The organism is Bacillus sp. WC2503 (genome assembly GCF_052682895.1).
Map to the genome: position 1 here is coordinate 1,805,405 of NZ_JBQYMD010000001.1, position 26,938 is coordinate 1,832,342.

The 26,938-nt window shown below is 31.7% G+C and carries 17 protein-coding genes and 1 pseudogene; 12 read left to right on the plus strand and 6 right to left on the minus strand.

Going from position 1 to position 26,938, the window contains the following annotated elements:
• Window positions 1–211: 211 nt before the first annotated feature.
• The 7 genes and pseudogenes from ACUN26_RS09250 to ACUN26_RS09280 form a co-directional block, all read left to right on the plus strand.
• Window positions 212–2,347 (plus strand): peptidoglycan D,D-transpeptidase FtsI family protein, encoded by a 2,136-nt coding sequence (locus ACUN26_RS09250; protein ID WP_000744253.1) that lies wholly within the window; start codon window positions 212–214, stop codon window positions 2,345–2,347.
• 220 nt (window positions 2,348–2,567) lie between these two features.
• Entirely contained in the window at window positions 2,568–3,494 is a 927-nt protein-coding gene (gene bla / locus ACUN26_RS09255) for a class A beta-lactamase Bla1 (RefSeq protein WP_033657364.1), read from the plus strand.
• A gap of 702 nt (window positions 3,495–4,196) precedes the next feature.
• A complete protein-coding gene (gene hblC / locus ACUN26_RS09260) occupies window positions 4,197–5,516 on the plus strand; it encodes a hemolysin BL lytic component L2 (RefSeq protein WP_000791010.1) in 1,320 nt (439 codons plus the stop codon).
• A 61-nt stretch (window positions 5,517–5,577) separates the two neighbouring features.
• Window positions 5,578–6,807: a hemolysin BL lytic component L1 gene (hblD, locus tag ACUN26_RS09265; RefSeq protein ID WP_079995204.1), complete on the plus strand. Its 1,230-nt coding sequence runs from the start codon at window positions 5,578–5,580 to the stop codon at window positions 6,805–6,807.
• Between the two features lie 27 nt (window positions 6,808–6,834).
• Window positions 6,835–7,968 (plus strand): hemolysin BL binding component B, encoded by a 1,134-nt coding sequence (gene hblA, locus ACUN26_RS09270; protein WP_001063464.1) that lies wholly within the window; start codon window positions 6,835–6,837, stop codon window positions 7,966–7,968.
• Window positions 7,969–8,524: 556 nt separating this feature from the next.
• A complete protein-coding gene (locus tag ACUN26_RS09275) occupies window positions 8,525–11,134 on the plus strand; it encodes a putative mucin/carbohydrate-binding domain-containing protein (protein WP_001245633.1) in 2,610 nt (869 codons plus the stop codon).
• Window positions 11,135–11,526: 392 nt separating this feature from the next.
• A pseudogene (locus ACUN26_RS09280) lies at window positions 11,527–11,628 on the plus strand (DUF2179 domain-containing protein); the annotation flags it as partial.
• Between the two features lie 537 nt (window positions 11,629–12,165).
• Here the strand turns inward: ACUN26_RS09280 and ACUN26_RS09285 are convergent.
• From ACUN26_RS09285 to ACUN26_RS09300, 4 genes are all read right to left on the minus strand, one after another.
• A complete protein-coding gene (locus ACUN26_RS09285) occupies window positions 12,166–13,293 on the minus strand; it encodes a Ger(x)C family spore germination protein (RefSeq protein WP_000619970.1) in 1,128 nt (375 codons plus the stop codon).
• Window positions 13,290–14,393 (minus strand): GerAB/ArcD/ProY family transporter, encoded by a 1,104-nt coding sequence (locus ACUN26_RS09290; RefSeq protein WP_000527373.1) that lies wholly within the window; start codon window positions 14,391–14,393, stop codon window positions 13,290–13,292. Before ACUN26_RS09290 ends, ACUN26_RS09285 begins: the two co-directional genes overlap by 4 nt.
• Window positions 14,380–15,888, minus strand: a complete 1,509-nt coding sequence (locus ACUN26_RS09295; RefSeq protein WP_000055710.1) for a spore germination protein — start codon at window positions 15,886–15,888, stop codon at window positions 14,380–14,382. Before ACUN26_RS09295 ends, ACUN26_RS09290 begins: the two co-directional genes overlap by 14 nt.
• Window positions 15,889–16,734: 846 nt before the next feature.
• Window positions 16,735–17,778 carry a Fic family protein gene (locus ACUN26_RS09300; protein ID WP_001204202.1) on the minus strand — a complete coding sequence of 348 codons (1,044 nt, stop codon included), beginning with the start codon at window positions 17,776–17,778 and terminating at the stop codon, window positions 16,735–16,737.
• A gap of 1,294 nt (window positions 17,779–19,072) precedes the next feature.
• Between ACUN26_RS09300 and ACUN26_RS09305 the strand changes: the two genes are divergently transcribed.
• Window positions 19,073–20,449, plus strand: coding sequence for a lytic polysaccharide monooxygenase (locus ACUN26_RS09305; RefSeq protein ID WP_001049730.1), 1,377 nt, complete (start codon window positions 19,073–19,075; stop codon window positions 20,447–20,449).
• 189 nt (window positions 20,450–20,638) lie between these two features.
• Here the strand turns inward: ACUN26_RS09305 and ACUN26_RS09310 are convergent, their stop codons facing one another.
• Together ACUN26_RS09310 and ACUN26_RS09315 are read right to left on the minus strand one after the other, a co-directional pair.
• Window positions 20,639–22,054 (minus strand): phosphatidylinositol-specific phospholipase C, encoded by a 1,416-nt coding sequence (locus tag ACUN26_RS09310; RefSeq protein WP_001033559.1) that lies wholly within the window; start codon window positions 22,052–22,054, stop codon window positions 20,639–20,641.
• 412 nt (window positions 22,055–22,466) lie between these two features.
• Complete coding sequence (locus tag ACUN26_RS09315; RefSeq protein WP_000782800.1) at window positions 22,467–23,036, minus strand: hypothetical protein; 570 nt, start codon at window positions 23,034–23,036, stop codon at window positions 22,467–22,469.
• Window positions 23,037–23,694: 658 nt separating this feature from the next.
• On the opposite strand from ACUN26_RS09315, the gene ACUN26_RS09320 reads away from it, so the two are divergent.
• The 4 genes from ACUN26_RS09320 to ACUN26_RS09335 all read left to right on the plus strand — a co-directional run bounded on the left by ACUN26_RS09320 (window position 23,695) and on the right by ACUN26_RS09335 (window position 26,933).
• Complete coding sequence (locus ACUN26_RS09320; RefSeq protein ID WP_001036669.1) at window positions 23,695–24,537, plus strand: metallophosphoesterase; 843 nt, start codon at window positions 23,695–23,697, stop codon at window positions 24,535–24,537.
• Window positions 24,538–24,753: 216 nt separating this feature from the next.
• Window positions 24,754–25,005, plus strand: a complete 252-nt coding sequence (locus tag ACUN26_RS09325) for a hypothetical protein (RefSeq protein ID WP_000548627.1) — start codon at window positions 24,754–24,756, stop codon at window positions 25,003–25,005.
• A gap of 186 nt (window positions 25,006–25,191) precedes the next feature.
• On the plus strand, window positions 25,192–25,917 hold the full coding sequence (locus ACUN26_RS09330) for an ABC transporter ATP-binding protein (protein ID WP_001171599.1): 726 nt from the start codon (window positions 25,192–25,194) through the stop codon (window positions 25,915–25,917).
• Window positions 25,914–26,933, plus strand: coding sequence for an ABC transporter permease (locus ACUN26_RS09335; RefSeq protein ID WP_001265602.1), 1,020 nt, complete (start codon window positions 25,914–25,916; stop codon window positions 26,931–26,933). Before ACUN26_RS09330 ends, ACUN26_RS09335 begins: the two co-directional genes overlap by 4 nt.
• The last annotated feature ends 5 nt before the right edge of the window (window positions 26,934–26,938 follow it).

Sequence of the window (26,938 nt, forward strand, 5' to 3'; positions counted from 1 at the left end):
GCATTTCTAATGCAAGTGATAAAAAAAGATAGAAAACAGGAAAGGAGATGTATCAATTACGCGGCTAAACGAAAGGGACTTGACGCTTACAAGGATGTATAAAAAAAGATAAGGCACTATTTATAACTGAATGGTGGTTTCTAATATATAGGGAACGTATTTATTTACTAAGTATTAGTGAGGAGTTCCGGAAGAATTATATGGAGGGTTTATGAAAAAACAAAAAGAAAAGAAGCTGCAGACATATATATCTATACGATTGAATATAATGTTCCTTTGCATATTTCTACTATTCTCAGCCATTATTATGCAGCTAGGAAAAGTACAAATCGTTGAGGGAGAGGCTTATAAGAACCAAGTGGAAAGCAGTCAAAATGAAACAACTAGTATACCCGTTCCACGTGGACAAATTCTAGATCGAGAAGGGAAAGCAGTCGTTAATAATAAATCTCTTCGCACAATTACGTATACAAGGGTGAAGGGGATTACGAGTGAAGATATTTTAAAAACAGCAAAAGACTTGGCGAAAGTACTTGAAATGCCTGAACAAGATATAAGTAAGTTAACCGAAATCGATAAAAAAGATTTCTGGATGCAGTTGAATAAGAAACGTGCAGAGACAAAGATTACTAAAAAAGATATAGAAAAGTTTAAAGAAAAGGGAATAGAGGGAAAAGAGTTAGATAAAAAAATTGATGACTTAAGACGAAGTCGCGTTACAGAAGTAGAATTGGCAGAATTAACAGCACAAGATTTAAAGGTGTTAGCTATTAAAAGCAAAATGAATGCAGGTTATCAATTGACACCACAAATTATCAAAAAAGACGTAACAGATGAAGAGTATGCGCGGATAAGTGAAAAGCTTGAGGAGTTTCCGGGAGTAGATGCAACGGTTGATTGGGAACGTAATTATGTAAATGGTAATTTATTTCGTTCCGTGTTAGGTAATATTACAAGCAGTGAAGAAGGATTACCGAAAGAAAACTTAGATTCTTATTTGGTACGTGGATATAACCGTAATGATCGTGTAGGAAAAAGCTATATTGAACAACGATATGAAGATGCATTACACGGTACAAAAGAAGAAGTGAAAAACATTACTGATAAATCCGGAAATATTGTTAGCACAGAAATAATCTCTAAAGGAAAAAGTGGTAATAGTTTAACATTAACGATTGATATGGAATTACAAAAAAAAGTGGAAGAAAGTATAGAGAAAAACTTGAGAGCTTTTAAGAGTTCAGAGCCACTGTTGGACCGAGCTTTTGTCGTCATGACGAATCCAAATAATGGACAGATTTTATCTATGGCAGGCAAAAAGATTGTAGAAAAAGAAGGGAAAATAGAGATTGAGGATTTGGCTTTAGGTAACATGACAACTTCGTATGAGCTAGGGTCAGCTGTAAAAGGTGCTACTTTATTAACTGGATATGAGACAGGGGCAATACATCCAGGAGATCAATTTTATGACGCGCCCATGAAATTTAAAGGTACACAAGCTAAGAAATCATGGAATGTATCTGGATTTGGTAATATTAATGATTTAAGAGCTTTACAAGTATCTTCGAATGTATACATGTTCCAAACGGCCTTACAAATCGCAGGGGTTAATTACGTACCAAATGGTACGTTGGATATTAAACAAGAAGCATTTGATACGATGCGCTATTATTTTAAACAATTTGGTTTAGGTGTCCCAACAGGTATTGATTTACCGAATGAAATAACCGGACAAACGAGAACGGTAGATAGTCAACCTGGGTTTTTACTAGATTTTTCTATCGGTCAGTATGATACGTATACGCCATTGCAATTGGCACAATATATTTCAACAATTGCGAATGGCGGTTATAGAATGCAACCTCAAATTGTACAAGAAATACGAGAACAATCAATAAAAGAAGAAGAGGTTGGCAAAGTTATACGCTCTATAGAGCCTGTCGTATTAAATCGAGTTGATATGAAGACAGAACATATTGATCGGATAAAAGAGGGGTTTAGATGGGTATTCCAAGAAGGTGATGGAACTGGCGTGAAACATTTCAAAAATGCTCCATATAAACCAGCAGGAAAGACAGGGACAGCTCAAACTGTATATGGAGGAGATGATCCAATTGGTAGAAATGCAAAAGGAGAACGTATGGAATGTTACAATTTAACATTAGTTGGATATGCTCCATATGATAATCCAGAAGTAGCATTTTCTATAGTAGTCCCATGGCTTCATGATGATAAAAGTGGAATTAATTCTATAATTGGAAAGGAAGTTTTAGATGTATACTTTGATTTAAAAAAGCAACGTATACATGGTGAAGCTACTAATACAGATAGTTCTAAGCAAAATTAGAGTACTTTTCTCAGGGAAGAGACCCTGTTTATATAAAGCCATTTATAAGTAAAAAAATGAAATGTGAAATAAGAGATAGCGGCGATCATAGCTACTATCTCTTATTTGTTAATAACTCTCATACTAGCTATAAATTTTTTTCGGTTTATGGAACAAATTTGGTTCCGTGATTGTCTATTATGTGTACGTATAAAAAGGTGCTGAAAATTTGAAAGGAATGATGATTTTGAAAAACAAGAGGATGCTAAAAATAGGAATGTGCGTTGGTATATTAGGTTTAAGTGTTACAAGTCTAGAAGCTTTTACAGGAGGGGCATTGCAAGTTGAAGCGAAGGAAAAGACTGGACAAGTGAAACATAAAAATCAGGCGACGCATAAAGAGTTCTCTCAACTTGAGAAAAAATTTGATGCTCGATTAGGTGTATATGCGATTGATACTGGTACAAATCAAACAATCTCTTATCGACATAACGAAAGATTTGCCTTCGCATCAACCTACAAGGCTTTAGCGGCAGGAGTATTACTACAGCAAAACTCAATTGATACATTAAATGAAGTCATAAAATTTACGAAAGAAGACTTAGTGGATTATTCACCTGTTACAGAGAAACATGTAGATACTGGAATGAAACTAGGAGAAATTGCTGAGGCTGCTGTTCGTTCAAGTGATAATACTGCAGGGAACATTTTATTTCATAAAATAGGCGGACCTAAAGGATATGAAAAAGCGCTTAGACAGATCGGGGATCGGGTTACTATGTCTGATCGCTTTGAAACAGAATTAAACGAAGCTATTCCAGGAGACATTCGTGACACTAGTACAGCAAAAGCAATTGCTTCGAATCTTAAAGCTTTTACGGTCGGAAATGCACTTCCGGCTGAAAAACGTAAAATTCTTACAGAGTGGATGAAAGGAAATGCTACAGGAGACAAACTTATTCGTGCAGGCGTACCAACTGACTGGATAGTTGGAGATAAATCAGGAGCTGGAAGTTATGGTACACGAAATGATATTGCTATCGTATGGCCGCCAAATAGAGCACCTATTATCATCGCAATTTTATCTAGTAAAGATGAGAAAGAGGCTACCTATGATAATCAACTAATTGCAGAGGCAACTGAAGTGATAGTTAAGTCTCTTAAATGATAATTCCTCAATTCTTTATGTAACGTAATTGAAAATATGAACCTAGAAAGCGATTCTTTTCATGTGAAAAGAATCGCTTTTTTGTATTCCTATAATGAATAGTAAGTAAATAAGCAAATATTGTTATTTTATGGATAATTTATCCGTTAAAAAGTGCATGAGGGGAGTTTTCTCCTGTGATGTTCGTAGTAACAAAAATATTATTTATACGATAATAATATTTTTGGCGTATGTATGCTAGTTACTCCTAGATGGATATGTAATTTTACATATCCATCTAAAAGACACATATGCGTCAATCACTATTAAATTATATTGAAATTATTTTCGGATGAGGGATTCATATAGGCTTTAGGGAATAAAAGGATTTTTATGTTTAATTATCATAGTATAATTATTTCACTTTATGAAATGAAATTTGATTTAACTTTTTTAAATATAATATTTTATAATTTGAATAATAAATATCTGAAAAATCAAATTTAATAAAAGCGATTTTCTGGTTTACTTATGAAAAACATAGTGTTTAAAATGAGGGGGAAGTAAGGTCCTTATATTCTTTCAAAAATAAATAAAAAACGAGATGTAATTACTTTTTTGAAAAAATCTCTAACCTCAAGTATGTGTGAAGAAATCCTAACGTTATGTTGTACAACATTTACGATTAAAACTGTAAAAAACAATAGTGAAGAGGTGTACGGAATGAAGAATAAAATTATGACAGGATTTTTAATAACATCAATCGTTACTGGAGCGACTATTCCTATGAATACTCTCGCAACGCCAACCGTTCAGGCAGAAACGAAACAAGAAAATATAGATATATCCTCAGCATTACGAAAAATAGGTGCACACTCCAAATTAACACAAACCTTTATAGATGGAGCCTTAGCAAATCCGAATGTGCAACTTGAAGAAGTTCCATCTTTAAATACAACTCAATTTCTAATTAAACAAGATATGAAAGAGTGGTCATCAGAACTATATCCAAAATTAATTCTACTAAATTCAAAAAGTAAAGGATTTGCAACCAAATTTAATAGCTATTATCCAACATTAAAAGGATTTGTAGATAATAAGGAAGATAAAGAAGGGTTTTTAGATAGACTGGAAGTTCTTCAAGATATGACTATAACAAACCAAGAAAACGTGCAACGTCAGATTAATGAGTTAACAGATCTTAAACTACAGGTAGATAAGAAACTGAAAAATCTTGATACAGATGTGGTAAAAGCACAAAGTGTACTTAGTTTAGAGGGAACAGGAAAAATAGACAAATTAAAAAATGAAATGCTAAATACAAAAAAATCAATTCAAAATGATTTACAGCAAATAGCATTATTACCAGGAGCTTTAAATGAACAAGGGCTAAAGGTATTCCAAGAAATTTATAGTCTATCAAAAGATATCATTGAACCGGCTGCTCAAACCGCAGTAGTGGCGTATAACAAAGGAAAAGAAATAAACAATGCTATTGTAGAAGCAGAGAAGAAAGCAGAGCAGGAAGCAACAGAAAAGAGAAAATCAGCTATAGAAATTGAAGCTGCAAAAAAAGAAGCACGTGAAGCGATAGAGAAAAGTAAAAAAGGTGAAATTGCTGCAGCTGCAGTTACAAAAACGAAAGAGTATGATCTTATGAAAGTGATTGATCCCGAAAAAATTAAAAAAACATATAGTACCTTTGCCGAAATTAATAAACTAACAGCAGAGCAAAGAGCATATTTAAATGATTTAGAGAAACAAAATCAGAAATTATATGAATTAACAACTAAATTAACAGTAGCAGATTTACAAAAATCAATGATTCTTTTCATGCAAAATGATTTGCATACATTTGCTAATCAAGTAGATGGGGAAATTGAGCTAATGAAACGTTATAAAGAGGATTTGAATTTAATAAGTAATAGTATTACAAAATTATCGACTGAAGTTGATACTAATAACACTCAGTCTCAAAAAGATACATTAAGACGACTAAAAAATGTAACAAATCAACTCGAAGAACAAGTTTATAAATTTTAATATTAAGAAATTAAATTTAATAAAAAATTATAATGCAACTGAAAATAAGGAGGAGAATCAAATAATGAAATTTCCATTTAAGCTCATAACTTTGGCCACGTTAGCAACGGTTATAACTGCTACGAATGGTAGTACTATTCATGCACTTGCACAAGAACAGACAGCACAAGAACAGAAAATAGAAAATTATGCGTTAGGACCTGAAGGGTTAAAGAAAGTGTTGGCTGAAACAGGCTCTCATATTCTTGTAATGGATTTGTACGCAAAAACAATGATTAAGCAATCGAATGTAAATTTATCCAACATTGAATTAGGTTCAGGAGGGGGAGAATTAATCAAAAACATTCACCTGAATCAGGAACTGTCACGAATCAATGCAAATTACTGGTTAGATACAGCGAAGCCAAACATTCAAAAGACAGCACGTAATATTGTAAATTATGATGAACAATTTCAAAATTATTACGACACACTAGTAGATACTGTAAAAAAGAAAGATAAGGCAGGCCTCAAAGAAGGAATAGGGGATTTAATCGGTACAATTCATACAAATTCAAATGAAGTTACGGAAGTTATTAAGATGTTAGAAGCTTTTAAAACAAAGTTGTATACAAATACTGTAGATTTTAAAAATAATGTTGGAGGTCCAGATGGACAGGGGGGATTAACGGCTATATTAGCGGGAAAACAAGCGTTAGTCCCACAACTTCAGGCCGAAATTGAGAATTTACGTTCTACGCAGAAAGCACATTTTGATAATGTATTAGCCTGGTCAATTGGTGGTGGATTAGGAGCAGCTATTTTAGTTATTGGAACGATTGCAGGAGCGGTAGTAATTGTTGTGACTGGTGGCACAGCGACACCAGCTGTTGTTGGTGGTCTAGCAGCTCTAGGGGCAGCTGGTATTGGTTTAGGAACAGCAGCTGGTGTTGAGGCATCGAATCATATGAACTCCTATAATGAAATTTCGAATAAAATTGGAGAATTAAGTATGAAAGCGGATCTAGCTAACCGAGCAGTTATTTCACTTACTAATACAAAAGACACTTTAACATATTTGTATCAAACAGTTGATCAAGCAATTATGTCTCTAACAAGTATTCAGCAACAATGGAATACAATGGGAGCAAATTATAAAGATTTATATGATAATATCGATCAAATGCAAGAACATAAACTTTCGTTAATACCTGACGATTTAAAGGCTGCAAAACAAAGTTGGAATGATATTCATAAGGATGCAGAATTCATTTCAAAAGACATTGCATTTAAACAAGAAAAAACAAACTAAAAATATATATGTATAGGAGGAATTAAAGTGAATAATAATTTTCCATATAAACTACTTGCTGTATCGACGTTTTTAACTCTGACAACAACTACTGTAGTTTCTCCAGTAGCAGCTTTTGCAAGTGAAAGTAAAATAGAACAAACGAGTGCTGAAGATATATCTCTTTCTGTAAACAGCGAAAAGATGAAAAAGGCTTTGCAAGATGCTGGGATATTTGCAAAATCCATGAATGATTACTCTTATTTGTTAATTAATAATCCAGATGTTAACTTTGAAGGAATTGATATTAAAGGATATACAAATCTACCTAGACAAATTCTACAAGATCAAAAGAATGCTAGAGAGCATGCTTCAAAATGGGATTCACACATAAAAAAACAACTTTTAGATACACTGACGGGGATTGTAGAGTATGATACTAAATTCGACAATTATTACGATACATTAGTAGAAGCGATTAATGAAGGAGATGCAGATACATTAAAAGAAGGCATTACAGATTTACAAGGTGAGATTAAACAAAATCAAGCATATACACAGAATTTAATACAAGAACTAGCTAAGTTAAGAGATAGTATTGGAGAAGATGTTCGAGCATTTGGAGGTCATAAATATATCTTGCAATCGATTTTAAAAAACCAAGCATCTGGAATAGATGAAGATGAAAAACGCCTAAATGATGTTTTAGAGCAAGTAAGACATTTTAAACAAGTAGAATCAGATGGAATAATAACTGTATCAGTTCCTTCAATCCCTACATGGATCGCTGGCGGTATTATGATAGGGGTAGCAAGAGATAATTTAGGTACGTTAGAGCCGTTGTTAGCACAATTACGTCAGACTATAGACTATAAAGTAACGTTAAACCGCGTAGTTGGTGTTGCGTATAATAATATTAATGAAATGCACGATGCAATTGGATCCGCTATTAATGCTCTTACCTATATGTCTGCACAATGGCATGATTTAGATTCTCAATATTCAGGAGTGCTTAGTCATATTGACAAAGCGTCCCAAAAAGCAGATCAAAATAAATTTAAATTCTTAAAACCAAATCTGAATGCAGCGAAAGACAGTTGGAAAACATTAAAAGCAGATGCGTTTACATTAAAAGAAGGTATAAAAACATTAAAAATGGATCCTGTTTTTTCAAAAAAATAGGGGAATACGGTTTTTGTTTCAATGGCATTTATACAGTCATAAAATGATTTTTTGTTCTTTATAAATTGAAAAGACAGAGGTGTAATTGGGCCTCTGTCTTCTATTTTTATTGAAATATTTCTTAGTGTAGTGAAGGCTCTTACATTAAGAGTAAATAAATATATGTATAACTCTATCCTATATGTAAAAAGTAGTTATACAAGTTTAAACTTTTAAGGTAAATGATTTTTATGAATTTTTCCATAAATAATAATCTATGATTAGTAAGCTTTATATTCTTATTTTACTAATTGAATACTTTTATACAATTAGATGGAAGTTAACAATACTGAATCAAAACATAATAGGTTGTTATTGATGAGTTTATCGCAAAGTTGTTATTTTATGTGTCATCAAATAACATTTATAAACAATTAGAAATAAAGAAAAGGAGATTAGTATGAGAAAAAATAGAGTATTAGATACAACATAAATAGCGTAAATAATTTTTGGTGTAAAAAAATAATAAATAAAATAATAATCCTTACATGCACTAAGGAAAAATGAGGGAGATAATATGAGGAATAATTCAAAATATAAAACTAGAAAAATACTTGCAGCTACTGCTACAGTAACTATGCTTGCGACTGGAATGATTTCTTCATCGGATGTCTTTGCAGAGGAAAGGCAGCAGCAAAAAAAAATATCAACATCACTGCAAGAAGAAAAATCAGTTAAATTAGAAAATAGAACATATATAGTCCCAGGAAAAGGGGATGTTGAGGCACTAAAACAACAGGAAAGAAAAAGTATGGCATTTAGCCCATATGAACCAACTGGTTTATATGCAAAGCCAAATGAACAAATAACGATAAATGTAGAAGGAAATCAAAATATTCAAGCATACATTGGAACGTATTCGTATGATGCTTCTTGGAGAGAAGATTCTAAAATAAAATCATTTACATTAAAACCTGGTACAAACACAATCCAATCTCCAAATGGGGGGATGATTTATTTTTATAATAAACAACAAGGTGGCACTATTCGAACAACAGTCACAACAGGTGGAACGACTACTCCTTTCTTTGAACTAGGCAAGCATACGAAACAAGATTTAATAAACATGCTGGACCAATATCCAAATGCACATGCAGTGGAGTTAAAAGGAGAACGTGTATTAATTACGGCCAGCCCGGCACGTGTTAAGAAATATTTGTTAGGTTCTAATACAGATCCTGTACAACTCTTAAAAAAGATGGATGAAGCTACTCGAATTCAAGACAAAGTGGCTGGATTATCTGAAGAACAAGTAGATAAACATTATATTCATTACGTAGAAGAAAATCATTCTCCTGATTATTATATGTATGCAACTTCTTATCGAACCGCATATGTAGGAGACGCAATCCAATACGTGTTAGATATTAATAAATTTATAAAAGATGGTTGGGGTCCATGGCATGAGGCAGGGCACTTGAGACAGCAATCACCTTGGAAGTTTTATAATATGACAGAAGTACAAAATAATATTTACAGCCTTTCTGTAGAAAAAGCATTTACATCTAATCAACCTTTTAGATTACAACAAGAGGGTGCTTATACTAAGGCATTTCAATACTTAGAACAATCTAATAAAAATTATGATGAAATTAGTGATGCTTTTGTTAAGCTTGTTATGCTTTGGCAACTACAGTTAGCATATGGAGAGGATTTCTATCCTAAATTGCATCAATTGTATAGAGACATGCCTTCAAATGAACTTCCACAAACTGATGAAACTAAAAAACAATTATTTATGATTTCAGCATCAAAAGTAGCTAAACAAAATTTGATTCCTTTCTTTGAGAAGTGGGGATTACGTCCAAATAACGATACCATTCAAAAAGTGACTGCATTAGGATATCCAGTTTTAACAGCAGAAATTTGGAAGGGTACGGATTCTAATCCAATTAAACCAGATATGCCTAATGGAATTAATATTTTAGAAGGAAAACAGTTTGCATGGTCACTAAAAGGAATTAGTGATTTCGAGTTTGCTAAAATCAATTTCAATAAGTCGACAGAAGAAATGCAAGTTGACTTAAAAACAGGCGTACCACATCATTATTTTAATGAAACATATGCGAGTATTAAAGTACAAAATGCATCAGGGAAAGTAGTATACAAGAAAGACATTTATGGAAACAAACAACAAAGTGCTGAATCGCAAAAAGTCCCAGTCAAAATAGGAGATTATATTGAGTTAACACATCTAGAAGGTTTGCATAGAGCTACTCTCATAAATGTAGATAATAGTAAACAAGAGAGCTTTGGAAAAAAAGCAATGTATGAAGTTACAAAAGAGGGCTTGAAAAAAGTAGAAAAAATGCCAGAAGTAACAATTTTAGATGGAAATCAATTTGCATGGTCACTAAAAGGAATTAGTGATTTCGAGTTTGCTAAAATCAATTTTAATAAGTCGACAGAAGAAATGCAAGTTGACTTAAAAGCAGGCATACCGCATCATTATTTTAATGAAACATATGCGAGTATTAAAGTACAAAATGCAACAGGAAAAGTAGTATACAAGAAAGACATTTATGGAAACAAACAACAAAATGCTGAATCGCAAAAAGTTCCAGTCAAAGTAGGAGATTATATTGAGTTAACACATTTAGAAGGTGTGCATAGAGCTACTTTCACAAATGTAGACAACAGTAAACAAGAAAGCTTTGGAAAAAAAGTTATGTACGAAGTTACAAAAGAAGGCATGAAGAAAGTAGAAAAAATGCCAGAAACAACGGTTTTAGACGGAAATCAATTTGGTTGGTCTTTAAAAGGATATAGTGATAGAGAAATCGCAAAAGTAGATTATAATAGGGCAACTGAGAAAATGCAGGTGAAGTTAGAAGCAGGCGTACCACATTCTTACTTTAATAATACGTATGCAAGTATTAAAGTACAAAATTCATCCGGTAGTATTGTGTACAATAAGGAAATAGTGGGAAATAGACAACAAACTGCCGAAAGCCAAACCGTGCCCGTAAAAGTGGGAGATTACATTGAGTTTACCCATATAGAAGGGGAAGCAGTAAAGGAAAAGACACGCGCTACACTTATTAACCTTGAGAATAATAAACAAGAATATATAGGCAAAAAAAGAACCTATCAAGTTACTTCAACGGGATTAAACAAAATAGATTAACATGAAGAACATTTAAATTATTAGTAAGAAGCCAAATAGTCGTTCATTATGAACGGCTATTTGGCTTTTGGAGCACTTTAAGTTTAAGTGTAAGCAATAGAATAAATATAATGCTTATACTGGCATGGATGATGTTGTTATTAATTGGAGGATTATTTCCAAAAAAACGAAGTAGTACAAATAAAATGCTAAAGTTTAAAGCTGTTTGTTATAAACCAAAAGGGAATTAAACGGATAGTTGGTTTAGATAAATATAAAACTAGGTAAGTTTGGATAAATACATAGGGGAAACTGAATTTATAAGAGGAAAAATAGCTAAAAAATATGTTGGAGAATAGAGCAATGTCTAGGAGCTATAAATTTGAGAAAAAAGAAACAGAATAATAAGGTAAATGAAGGAACTTATTTATGAAATTGATGAAAATGCCTTTGTCACTGTATATGATGTTGCGGAAGTAAAAGGAGGAAACTTTAAAAAGCAAGATATCCATTAAGGGTATTAACAAAGTTAAATATTTTATACATAGTTAATTATTGAAAAAGATGAAACCCACATTTAGATAGAAATCTGATACGTAATAAGGGGGACAACAGTAAGGCATAAGGGCAGTACTTTTTGTTTTTTAATAATTGATTATTATTTTTTGTAACTTTTTATGGATATGATATCTGATAATAATTAGTTATTGATATAGAAAAGCAAGAAATTTGAAATAATCTCAGGGGAAAAGTAATAAAATTTAATTGATAACAGGATAGGATATTTAAACTAACAATGATTTATTAAAGCCACATTAAACGAAAACATTATGCACAAATATGTTGATGTGTATCTATTATATCAAGGTACATAAAAGAAAAACTAAGATGTTCGTACGAACTCGAAAAGCTGAAATTCCTTAATTTAGGAATTTCGGCTTTGATATTATGTCATGGAGTTACAATTGGAATGGAATCTGGCATATATACTGCACTAGAGTTAAAAGTTCTTCAGTTCCTTAAATTAGAAACTTGTACTTGAATAGGCTAGTCTAATTTCTAATGGTCCCAGTATCTTTTATTTTGACGTGTGTCTTTACATTTATTTTAGCCTCTGCTAATGCTTGCAACCAATCTCCTTTTCGTTTTTTCCACTCTTTATATTGAAAAGCTCTAGCATATAGGGATAATCCGATTGGATCAATTTTATTCTGCTGTATTTCATTCAACATATTTTGTAAATTCTTATTAATTTCTTTTTGAATAGCACTTTCTAAATTATTTATATTTTTTTTATTATCATAATGCTCCTTAATTAAATTCACATTGGTTTTTTCTATTAAAGCTACATTAGCATTTATATGGAGATTAAATACAAACTTTCCGTTTTGAAAATTAACATCCACCTTCCTTGTCGCATTTTGTACCAAGATAGAAGTGTTTGGTTTTTTGTTGGATTTTTTAGGAGGAAGCACAAGGTGTAGTATCATTCGGCCGCTATTTTTCGACTTATTTATAAGATTGAAAAATTTAACGTCTTTTTTAGGGATGTGAGTTAAATATTTTCCTTGTCGATTTAAAAATGCAATGCCTACTGTGTCGATTTCATTCTTTGTTTTCTTGATAATCGGAACAGTTTGTGTCATTCCTTCTTCATTTCGTTCTCTCATTAATTGTTGAATTGTAGAAGAGACGGATTGATTATTTTGAATTGAAGATTCAATTACACCATTTATATAAGATGGAAGTGATGGTTTACTAGGCTTATGAACTTTAAAAATTTCTTCTGTAGGTCCATCTACAAGTACTACTTTAGCATTAATGGTAGCGTAAGGATCACGGTAAGAAGAATCAAGTTCCTGTAACCAATTTGATTCTTGCGCCAATTTTTTCCCAATTAAAATAATTTCAGCTTTTGAGGCTGTCATATAGCCCGTTAACTTCGTATCTATCTTACTGAATCCATTATATACAGTGGATGCCTGTGTCCAATGCTCTATAGTACTTTGTTGCTGTTTATGATGAAAGAGTGGGATGCTTGTGCCAACTTTTATGTCTCCATTAGGGGTTCTATCCAAGCCAATTAATAGGATTAATGAAACCTTCTCAAGAGGAATTCTCTGACTACAACCAATCAAATATACACAACAAATTACAATACATATCCATTTTCGAATCAAAGTTGTTTCCTCCTAGTAACCCAAGCAAAAAGAATGCTGTAAGCGAAAAATAAGATTGGTAATAGAATAAAGAAAATGATATTTAAGATATCCATAAGAGAATATATAAATAAATATTGATCCACATTTGGATTTAGAAAAATAAATAAGCCGACTATTAATACCATAAAACCAACCAACGCCCAATTGCGAGCGTTTTTTTGAAGTGAAATGGTCACAGACTCAAAACTGAAAAATAAATATGGATATATTGTAGTGGAAAATACAATTAAATAGTAAGCGATATATATAATTTCTAATCGTTCTATGAAAGAAAAACGAACTCCTTTTAACAGATGAAATACTGGCCAAATTACGTCTTTTATCCCCTCAGGACTAAAGTATATATAAGAAAGAATAGTCACATAGAGATAGAAAAACATGGTTCCAGTATTCGCTATTAGTAGTCCCTTTATAGCTTGTTGTTTTTTTTGTAAGAACGGATATATATAATATGCAATTTCTAAGCCGGCATAAGGGGTAATGGTTTCTTTTGTTGCCTTTACAATAGGGTATAAGCCATCTTTAAAAATAGGTAGTAGATGTAAAGGAGCATACATACTCTTTAATGAAAAAAGAAGAAATAGTGGCATCCAAGTAGTGAAGAAGAAAACAAGCATAGAATAACTAGTAAGGGCCCTTAACCCACTTAGGGCTAAAATAATAAAAGGCAATAGTAATAATATGGTGATTTGATAAGCAGGAGTGGAAGGGAATATCCACACTTTTACAATATCAGTTGCCTTTAATAAAGTATTAAAGCCAGCAAAGAATAGATAAAAAGCATATAAAAGAAAAAAAATTGTCCCTAGCCATTTACCAAAGTATGTTTTTAAAATCTGTGAGAAATTTTTGTTAGGATTTTTTTGTAACATTAATATAATAAATACGCCAATTATAGAAGTAGTTATCCAACCCAGAATGATAGAAATCCAGGCATCTGTGCCAGCGGTAGTAGCAAGTGGGCTCGGCATAATTAACATACCTGAGGCTAGTTGCAGTGAATGAATGAAAACAATAAATTCAAATAAAGTTATGTTTTGGAATTTAAGATTCCCCATGCGAACCACCTTCTTTTTTCTTTTTTTGTTTCGGCTGTCCAGTACTCGAGCGGGTGGTGATCATAGAAATAGGAAATCTTACAAATGAATCTTTTAACTCTTGGAGACGAAATGGTGCTATTGGCAATCCGTATGGTGAACCATAGGAAGTTAGTGAAACAAAATGAGCAAATAAGAGCATTAATCCACTAACAATGCCTACAATGCCATAAAAGTATGCCAATAACATCATTGGAAAACGAATAAGGCGTATAGAACTTGATAAATCGTAATTAGAAACAATAAATGATGCAATGGCTGTAATAGATACGATAATAACCATAACGTTACTCACAAGACCAGCTTGAACAGCCGCCTGCCCAATTACAATTCCTCCAACGATCCCAATAGTTTGTCCAATTGGTTGTGGTAAGCGAATACCAGCTTCACGTAGCATTTCAAGTGTAATTTCCATTATAAATGCTTCCAGCAGGGGAGAAAAAGGGACTTTGACTCTTGACGTTGCAATAGAAGTGTATAAATCTAAAGGAATGATTTCAAAGTGAAAAGAGACGATAGCAATATAAATTGCGGGTAAAAAAATCGCTATAATAAAACCAGCAAATCGTAATAAACGAAAAAACGATGCAATGAGCCAATGAATATTATAATCATCGGGGGTTTGAAAAAATGCAATTAAATTCATTGGAACAATCATTGCACCAGGGGATCTATCCATTAAGACTGCTACTTTTCCATCAAGGATATGATTTGAAATCGCGTCTGGGCGTTCGCTTAAATAGGCCTGTGGAAAAGGAGTCCAATTTTGATCTTTTGTATAATTAGATAGTTCTCCAATGCTCAATACCGCATCCGTTTTAATATTACAGATTCTAGTTTCTATTTCTTGGACTACGTCTACGCTTGCTACATCACCTAAGTAAATTAAATAGACTAAAGAAGTGGCTCGTTCTCCAATCGTCAGCTTTTTGATTTTTAACTCTGTAGAAGGAATATATCGACGAATTAGGCCTATATTTTTTGTGGCATTCTCAATAAAACCATCATGTGAGCCTTTAATAGTAACTTCTGAAATCGGTTCTTGAATGGATCTCTCTGCCCAGCCTTTTGTATTTATTAGAAGTGACCGCTTTTCTCCCTCCATAAACAGTACACATTGACCCTCAAGTAATCCTTCTTTAATTTCATTCCATGTATATACTATTTTGGTATGAGTAGCAATAATATTAGAATTAAATATTTGACTGTCTTCCTTTACTTCTTGTAATAATGGTGTAACAACATTGCTTTTTAATGCGACACCATCTGTAAGGCCTTCAAAATAATATAATAAAATATTCGTTTTTGTTTTTAATTGCAAAGGATGTTCAATCAAATCTGCACTAATATCAAAGATGTTATTTAGTGTATCTTTAAGTCTTTGTAAGTTACTCGTTTGGATCTTTTCAATGGTTTTATCTGTCTTCGTTTCTAAGGTCTCTTCATTTAAGGACAAAATTGACACCTCTTTAATATATAACGATTAGTTGTATTTATTATTTTTATATGATTGAATTTTATTCACTAATTTAAACTGATTGGGAACAAGAATAACTAAATTTGATGTGCAATATTATAAATGCAATAATTGAGAGCCAAAAAGTAGATGTAATCTGTGTGGAAATCTAAGTATCAAGATAGAATTGAAATTTGAATCATTATAATAAAAAAGAACCTTCGATAGGTTCTTTTTTATAGTTGGTAAATATATTGTCAACAATAGATGGCGTTAAAGGAAGTAATTTAGATGTTTTTATGCTACTCAGCTGAATTTTGTAGGAAGAATTCTTTTTTCATACCTCAATGCTCAATAAAAAAGGACATTTCATTTATTTGGGTGTTCTAGTGTATTTGAATTTTGCGTGCTAATAAATTTTGTTTAGGGACAAAATGTGTTTTCTTAATTATCAGAAAAATCAGCGCAACAAAATTCTTATTGGTTATTTTGGTAAGTATCAAATATTTCTTTGGCCTTATTTTCTTGAAAGTACCGTACGTTTATATGTTTCTAAGGGAAAGAAATACTATCATTTTTATTACCATCTATTGTTTGATTAAGATGTTAACATGAAATTGAAACGTTTACAACCAGAAAATAAAGAAAAAATAGTAAAATACGACTTTTTTCGACAATTATTCTTTACTTATATAATATTTTTATAGGAAAAGGCATAGGGAAACGTACCTTTTCCTATAAAATGTATTGTTAGAATTAGAAATAACTAAAGTAGTAATAATAGCCTAAAATTAAAATGAAATTCTGTGATAAAGTTATAATTTTTATTTTTGGAACCCAAGTGTTTTAAACTTTAATCCATTTTGCGTTTCTTCCTTTTGTAACCAGCTTAATATGGCCAAATAATTGCAATGAATTTAAAGCTTTACTGATTGTACTCTCTGCAATGTCTGGATATGTGTTACGAATACTCTCCTTAGTAAAGGGTTGTTTTTGTTTAAGTATATAACCCTGAATTCTCTCAACTTTAGTGTGTTTACATATAGAATCTAGAACTGTGTTATGAAGATCTTTGTAAGCCTCTAAAATAATAGTTAAAAACGTTTTTAACCAAAAGCTACTATTATGTTCCTCGCAATACCAATTCACAGAAGATTTATAAATCGAATTGTAATATTCAGATTCGTTTTTCTTAATATATTTATCCAAACATACATATTTTACAAATGTATGTCCACTCTTAATTAACAGCAATTGCATTAACATAAATGCCAGCCTACCATTACCTTGATTGAAAGGGACTATGCAATAAAAATTTAATATAAAACGAGCTATCAATAAAAGCGAATGGAGCCCCTTACTAGTATTTAATGAGTTGTATTGATCACATAATTGCTCCATAAACTGTGGAATAAGTTCATGCGGAAGAATGCGGTAACTATTCAAGTGCATTCCATGTTCTGGAATTCCTGGAATAATAAAAGGTTTTTCACGCCATTTGGCACTGTCCGAGGTAATGTAATGTATAAGTTGAAAATGCAATTCCTGTATAGTTGCTGGATTGATTAATAAAGTACAGGAATTTTTATGTACAAAAGAAAGTGTTTGATAATAACAAAAAATAGCATCTTCCGAAATATTTTGAGGTACTATATCATCTAAAATAAGTTCTTTTAATCTTTTATTAGGAACTTTTATATCCTCATAAATAGTAGTGAAATTTTTTATGTAATGTAGTGGTATAGTTTTTTCTAAACTATTAAATATGTCAGGGTTTTGTTCCTGATAAGCAGCTAATTTTCCTTTCAATTCGCTAATTTCACTTATTAAATGTATTAACCTCCTTTTTAATTCAATATTCTTATACTTATCATCAAAAAAGTCTCTCATTTTTGTTCCCCCTGTAACCCCTTAACACGTTGTTGCATACATCTGTCCATTCTAAAGGTATTGCACGACATTATTATAAAATAATGACATTTCCGTTCTGATTTTGAATATATTTCAGAATCTATAATTTTATTTAACAATTAAAATATGGAAATTATAAAGAAGAATCATTAGGATTCAATTTTAATAGGCATAATCCTAACATCAAATGTACAAATGTACAATAAAAAAATAAAAAATATAAAACTATCGACTCTTTTGAAAGATTATTTAAAAGAGTTTTAAGTAATTGTTGGTATAGATGCACTTTAGTTTAGGAGTAAAGATTGAAGTGGTAATAAAGTTTTTCAAAGGTAATCAATAAGTAGATAAACTATTAATTTGTGACAATTATGTGCCTGATCTATTATTTGCTATTATGAGAATTCTAAAATTAAATCCTAACGAGCTGAATTTTCTATATTTAGCATATGGATTAGGAGAGACGTGTTGATGAAATGTATCATTTTATATAGAAAGATGTAACGTTTAACACTTGTATTGTAAAATATTTTGACATACGTTAATTTAAATATTAGGTACAGGAACATTTAATAAAAACTCAGTACTAAAGTACCCTTTAAACGTTTCACCCTAAAAACGTTTATTTTTATATTTCAAGCACACTGAAGTTTATCCTTTGTTTCTGTACCTTATTAGATAAAAATAATATAATAAATTAGTGGTATTTGATAGGAAATGTCTATAAATGTATTACAAGAAATTATGTTAAGATGAATATTTTAAGTTATTTTATGGATAGTTAAGGTTTAGTTTGAATTAGTAGGGGGATATGTCTAAGATTAAACGATCTATGCGCATTAACCATATAAATCAAACCATATTATTTATGGTGTTTTTTAAGGTTCAGAAACTATGTGTCAACTTAACATTGGAAATGTCGTATTTGTATGTTGTATAACAGAAGTGTGAAGTCTGGAAGAAACTGATATAATCGGTGTCTTCCAGACTTTTTTTACTTTTTGGTAACATAAAAAGTTAAATTTTTCCTACATGAGATAATTCTCTAAAATAATATTTGAATTTTTTGTGAAATTAAACGAAGTTTTTATTCTTCTTTTAATACATAATGTTACAAAATAGAGTTATTGTATTTACTTTATTTTTATAAGAGATTAAAAATATTAATAAATGTACCAATTTATGAGAGATATTAATATATTAATTAGCGATTTGTTCGTTTATCCCTATATTGCTATTATATTAGCGTAAACAATATATTGGGGGGACAATAATGAATTTGAAATTAATATCTAAATTAGAAAGATTAAGAAAAAGTAAAAAAGGAATTGGTGCTTTTGTTCTGGCTGCAGGGGTGACGGCAATTACAATGGTTCCTCAAAGTGCGTATGCACATGGGTTTGTTGAAAAGCCAAGTAGTCGTGCTGCTTTATGTAGTCAGAATTATGGGGCATTAAACTTAAATTGTGGAAATGTAATGTACGAACCTCAAAGTCTAGAAGCACCTAAAGGATTCCCAGATGGTGGACCGATTGATGGAAAAATTGCTTCGGCAGGAGGATTGTTTGGAGGAACTCTTGACCAACAAACATCAAGTCGCTGGTTCAAAAACACAATTAAGGGTGGAGCAAATACATTTACATGGAAATATACAGCGGCACATTCTACAAGCAAATGGCATTATTACATTACAAAAAAGGGATGGGATCCTAATAAACCATTAACACGTGCTGAATTAGAACCAATTGGAACTGTGAAACATGACGGCTCGGCCGCATCAAATAATTTAACACATACAATTAATGTACCAACTGATCGTAATGGTTATCATGTTATTTTAGCTGTATGGGATGTAGCAGATACGTCAAATGCGTTTTATAATGTAATTGATGTAAATTTAGTAAATAATGAAACTCCTGATACAGTAGCTCCAAGTCAACCAACTGGATTAAATGCGTCTAAAGTTGCTGCCAATAGTGTTGAAATAACATGGAAGGCCTCTACTGATAATATAGGTGTAAAAGAATATCAAGTGTTACGCAATGGAGAAGTAATTGATACGGTACCAGGTACAACTTTTATTGATAAAAAACTAAAAGCAGATACGGAATATACCTATACAATAAAGGCATTAGACACTGCTGGAAACATATCAAAAGAAAGTGAAAAACTAAAAGTTAAGACAACAAATGAAACTCCAGATATAGAGGCTCCGACTCAACCGAAAGGATTACATAGTATGGGTACAACAGCGACAACTGTTGATTTGATGTGGAGTCCATCTGAAGATAATGTAGGTGTTGACCATTATATTGTATATAGAGAAAGCGCTGGGGTTATGAATAAAATTGGGACAGCGGATAATACATCCTTTATGGATAAAAATTTGAAGGCTAATACATCGTACAAATATGTAGTGACGGCGGTTGATTTAGCTGGAAATGAATCTAGTAGAAGTGATGTTTTGAATGTAACTACAAAGTCAGAGGATTCCACATATGAAAAATGGGATGCAAGAAAAGCATATACTAAAGGTGATAGAGTAGTATATGAGGGAAAAGTATATGAAGCGGTTCAAGATCATCAAGGAAATGGCGACTCAAATTGGATTTTTGCCCTATCGCTTTGGAAGCCAGTTATGAATAAATGATAAGCGGGAAAAGGTAGTTAACATTTTTGCACTTCTTTTTGAAAAGTAAGGGTCGTTTTAAGTATGGATTATCTAATGGTTTAAATGATATGTGAATAAATTTAATCACTTAATGTTTACGAAATGAAATCAAAAAAGAATCCCAATGGTATTCCATCAAAAAGGAATTCAGTTGGGATTCTTTATTTTCTAATTTGTAATAGCGTATATTTTCACTGTAAATTTGTTAGTGGCACCAATTGGACTTGCAATATAATATTTAGTATTTGTGTAAGCTTCAGTCCTAGATCCATGTGAAATATTTTTCCAACGAGTAGAATCTGTACCTAGGGAAACATCAATCATTACATTGAAAGAAATAGTAGAAGGATGATCTTTTTCTGAAGGCTCAATAATCCATTTTAATTCCTTAGTACCTACAGGTAAATTATCAATTCTAAAGTTTTGACTGGATCGATTTTGTTGTCCGGATAAAGGACTAGATTCGGATGAAATTTGCGAAATTAATAGTTCTTTTTCATTTGAATGTATACCATTTAATTTAATGATACTATCAATTAAACCTGGTCCAGGAAAATCAGCTGCGATGATACCAACATGTTTTATTTCACCTTGATGCAAGAGTTCGGTCCCAAGTGTATTCATTCCACCATAATATATTTGCCCACTTCTATCGCGAGGGAAATCACTCCACTCATGAGTGAAATTCATTTGAATTAACTTAGGACTACTATCAGTATTTCTATTCTCTTTTCCGCTTGCAACAAACCAAGGATATACATTATTTAAAAATGCGGCTGCACCACCTGTACCACTAAAATGGTTGAGATATATTTTTCCGTTATTAAAGTTAGTATTTGCATTTTGTAGATGGCTTTTTACCGCATTCCATTTTCCATATATTTCGTCTGGACCACTTCCAATTTCAAATTTATCTTGTATATTCAAACTTTCGTAATCAATACCGTACAATTGAGAGGATGTAAAGTTTTGTAAGATTACAATTTTACCCCGGATATCTCCTAAAGTAGGGTTGTTTCTATCAGAAGTTTGTACGGAATTAGGATCCCAAAAATATGAAGCATTAACGTTTTTATATTTTAAAAATATCTCCTCAAATGATAGTGATCCACTTTCAGGAGTAGTTTCTTCTTTTAAGCGCATTAAAATTGTTTCTGTCGGATAATCTTTTAAAAATTGAATTGCCTCTTTTAATACATCTTCAAACATTGCTTTTTGATTTACAATCCCATGGTACATTGCAAAAGAATCTTTTACACGTTTAACACGCATATCTACATATCGAATTCCAGAATTTAATTGTTGAGGTAGACTCATAGTTTGATTTCTTGTCAAATTTTCATCAAGAAAACTTGCTCCATGTAAAGCCATTGTACCGTGAGTCCCTGGAATAGATATTTTACTTAGTTTTGTTGAATTTTCTACTTTCGACATCCACGATGGATTTTGATATCCTATATTGGATTCATAGGAATAACCTGGATGACTATCAGCTAAAATAGGAGATGGTGTACTTAAACTTGCTAGTGTAAAACATGTGAGGATGCTAATTTTAAAGAAATTTATTATTTTTATTTTGTTCATTTTATCTCTCCTGACCTTTAAACAATAGATTAAGATGATTTTGTACTATATTTATTGTTTTCATTTTAAAGTAATGAAATTTTGTGTTTGAAAATAATTAAAAATAGGGGGAGTAACTTATTTGAGACTTTAATAATTTGTTGTTATGAATTGTACTTAATAACCAAACGGATTCTTAAAGAATCGAAGTATAGACTCGAAAAAACAACCTTTTATCGTATTGTATACAAACAAAACAGAAGCCTTAAAAAAGACTTCTATTCTGTGACATATAATGAATGATAAGGTGGTTAACAAATCAAGATAATGTGACTGAGTGGTAAAAATCTATTTATAGCTGTTTCAGAATCTCTTATAACAAGGTTACCTACGAAAAATGGGCCTCTGCAAGGCTAATAAAAATTAAAAAGTTCTACTCATTAAAACTTAAACTAACTACAGTTGCGATAGATTGGGCTGCATGTTCCCAGCTTCCATCTATAACTTTTCCAAGCTGCTGACCAAGTGCATTTAAATCATTTGGGTTAACTGGAATCCCATTATAGGCAGCAAGAATTGATAAAAGTGGAGCAGCAAATGGTGTCCAACCACCTCTATCAATATTAAATACAGGCTTATCTATTACCTTTCCATCTTGCACTGTAAACTCATAATAAAATTGATCATCTGGACGAAAACTTAAATGATGAGAAATTTGTCCCTTAACATATTTTTTTCCAGCACCTAGATTTACTACTTCTATTTCTTTTACATTAAATTCATGCTCAAATACTTTTATTTTTTTGACTTCTGGGCCATTTAAGGCAGCATTAACGGCTGTTTCCAAATTATTTTGTGCAAATGGTTGAATACTCACTTGTGCCTCTTTTTGTTGGATAGGAGCCTCTTTTTCAGCAGCAAACACCGATGTAGTTGGTAGTGCACCTGTAGCTAATGTAGCCGCAAGTGCTGTTGTCATCATGATTTTTCTTTTCATCTTCATAGTTTTCCTTCCTCTCTTAAAGTTATGATATATAATCTTTTAAAGACTGACACGGTGCAATATATTATTTCATAATGCACGCAAAAAATAGTTTAAGAATTATGTGAAACTATGTCAGAAAATTAAAGTTAATTATATATTCATTTACAATGATATCTATCTACACACATTTTTTCAATTTTCTAATAAATAATATAATAATAACTTTTCATAAGGGAATTTAATGTTTTAATTCTCTCTATATACGCTTTAAACAAATTAAAATCGTAGTGGTAATAATATATTTGCAAGCAAATGTCATATATACTTCGAGAAAAATACACAATTTTTTTATAAAAAACTTTAGGAATTATCATTATATCGTTATTAACTAAATAAGATAAATGATAATATGATGAAGAGCTTCCAGGGATTCGCTATAAATTCACTAGAGAATGAGCATGATATCATACACTCATGCAGGACGCCTAGGATATTAAAGCTCCACTTTATAGTAAGTTAATACGAAGGAGATTGGAAACAGCAGTAAGTGTTTATTAGAGACGTATAACACTATGAAAAATACTTCAAATTAATTGGAAAGTTTCAGTTTTTTGAATTCAAAGGGCACGGAATGTTTATTAGAATTGTAGTTCTGATTAAGATTTTAGGAGGAAAAATGAACAAGAAGACTAAAAGAATCATATTACTTATCGGTACAATAGTAGGTATTTGTATCTTTTTATATTTACAGAACAATTTAATAAGTATAACTGAGGTTAAAATAACCTCTAGTAAAATTCCCTCCGCTTTTAAAGGGTATAAAATTCTACAAATTTCAGATTTACATAATAAAAAATTTGGTGATAATCAAGACATTTTAATTCAAAAAGTAAAAAGCATAAATCCAGATATTATTGCTATTACTGGTGATTTAATAGACAGTAAATCGTACGATGAAGAAATTAGTATGCAAGTAATACGAGAACTTGTAAAGGAGTATCCGGTATATTTTGTAACAGGAAACCATGAAAAATGGTCAGGAAAATATAACAGTTTAGAAAAAGAATTAAAGAAAAACCATGTTACTGTTTTGAGAAATGAACATGTAATAATACAAAAAGGCGGACAAGAAATAAACTTGTTAGGTATTGATGATCCGGAATTTAATAACAGAGATATTAATGAAGGAAGTATTGTAAAAGATGCAATTGTAAAAGCGAAAATTGAAACGCAACCAAATAGATATAATGTATTATTATCCCATAGGCCAGAATTTATTGAGGAGTATGCAGAGGAGCGAATAGATTTAGTTTTCTCAGGGCATGCTCATGGTGGGCAAGTTAGGTTACCATTTATCAGCGGATTAGTTGCTCCAAATCAAGGTGTTTTACCTAAATATACAGCAGGTTTATATGAAGAACAAAATACATCAATGGTGGTTAGTAGAGGATTAGGCAATAGTATCATTCCGCAAAGAATTTTGAATAGGCCAGAAATTGTAGTCGCCCAGTTAAATTAAATTGGGCGACTTTTTATGTACAGAATGAGTAAAGGGGCTTTATGTATTTTGCAGGAGTTAACATTACAATTTTGTTAAAAATTTTCTACGTTACATAAAGTAACAAAATTTGACCTGAAGAGTTTGTTATAGTGTAAATAATCAAAAAAACTTAAAAATTAGTCGAGTGAAAAGTGTGATAAGGAATTTATGTAAAAAACTTAAAGGGGTGTACACATGCATAAAGAATATGAAATTGAAGAGTATACGGCGATTGAGGAACAAATACATTATTATTGTCAATGTTTATTAGTGAGCCATCCTGAGCAAATTATAAAATATTTAGAAAAAAGATTAGAAAAATATGCAGAAACATTACAATATGCACATTTATATCCCGATACAGTTATTTTACCGTTACAGCAATTAGTTATCGAATATTCTTTAGACCTTGCTAGAATTAGGAAGTATATGAATTTAGAAACATAAAGTAAAATGCATAGTTTAAATGAAACAGAGTCGACTTTAAGAAATTATATTCTAATGTCGATTCTGTTTCATTGTTTAATATTGTTGATTGAAAATAAATACTAATCAATGAAGTTTGACATATAATTACGCAAGAGTAAAATAAAAGTGAGTACTCACTCATTTTATAGAAAAGAGGGATAATACATGCAAAAACCTTCAATTGTTTTACAGAATGTATCGAAAAGTTTTGGGAAAAAAGAAGTTTTACACGATCTTTCATTACAAATTGAAAAAGCAGAGATATTTGGTTTAGTTGGGCCTTCAGGATCAGGGAAAACGACGCTTATTAAATTGATTGCAGGTATTAATCAGGCATCTAAAGGTGATGTATTTGTATACAACATTAACATGCCAAATTTAAATGAGATGAAAAGAATTGGCTATATGGCTCAAGCTGATGCATTATACGAAGAACTATCAGCATATGAAAATGCAGATTTTATTGCAACGATGTATGGATTAAAGGGAAAGCATAAAAAGGAAAGAATCAAAGAGGTTTTTGACCTGGTACAATTATCACAACATATGAAAAAGCAAGTACAGCATTTTTCAGGTGGGATGAAAAAGCGTCTATCATTAGCAATAGCACTTCTTCATGAACCTGAAATATTAATTTTAGATGAGCCAACAGTGGGGATAGATCCGCTTCTTAGAAAAACAATCTGGGGAAAATTTTATGAACTTAAAAAGAAAGGCACAACTATTATTGTAACGACGCACATTATGGATGAAGCAGAGTTTTGTGAGCGTCTAGGGTTGATTAGAGAAGGGAACTTAGTTGCGGTTGGAACGCCAGAGGAATTGAAAAAACGTGTATCATCTGGACGAATTGAAGATGTCTTTTTGTTAGAAGAGGGGGTTGAATCGTGAGAGTTAATGGTGTAATCATTCGTATTATTCGTCAATTTTTTCGAGATAAACGTTCGTTAGCCATGATGTTTGGGGCACCAATGTTATTACTTTGGCTATTGTCTTTAGTATTTACACAAAAAGATTATAAACCACATATTGCTGTAGTTGATGTGCCCGCTTCTATAGTAAAAGTGATGAAAAATCAAGAAGCCTCAATTTATGAATATAGCAAAAAGAAAGCGATTTCTGAGTTGGAAAAACAAAAGATCGATGCAGTAATTCATTTAGAGAATGGAAAAATAAATCTTTTGTTAGAAGGCAGTGATTCGTCGAAAAACCGTGCTGTACTCCAAGTATTGCAAAAGAGCACAGAGAAGAATGATGTATCGATTATGAAACCTGAAGTGAATTATTTACATGGCTCTAAAGACTTTACGATGTTTGATGGGCTCGGTCCCGTGTTAATTGGATTCTTTACATTTTTCTTTGTATTCATTTTGTCAGGAGTTTCTTTCGTAAGAGAACGTTTAAGTGGTACATTAGAGCGATTATTGTCCACACCAGTTAGACGATGGGAAATAGTTGTTGGATATATAATTGGTTTTGGAATTTTTGCATTCATACAATCTGTTATAATTGTAAGTTTTTCAGTCTATGTTTTAGATTTATATGTAGCAGGTTCTATATGGCTAACGCTACTTATTACATGTATGCTCTCTTTAACGGCACTAACATTAGGGACGTTTTTATCAGCATACGCAAATAATGAATTTCAAATGATCCAGTTTATACCGCTAGTTATTGTGCCACAAATCTTCTTTTCTGGCTTGTTTCCAATTGAATCTATGAATAAGTGGCTACAAATGTTAGGGAAATTATTTCCACTCACATACGGCGCTGATGCAATGAGGCAAGTGATGATTCGAAATCAAGGATTTACAGAAATTGCATTGGATCTTACTGTATTACTACTTTTTTCACTATTATTTGCAGTAGGGAATGTATTTGCTTTAAAGAAACATCGCAAAATATAATAATG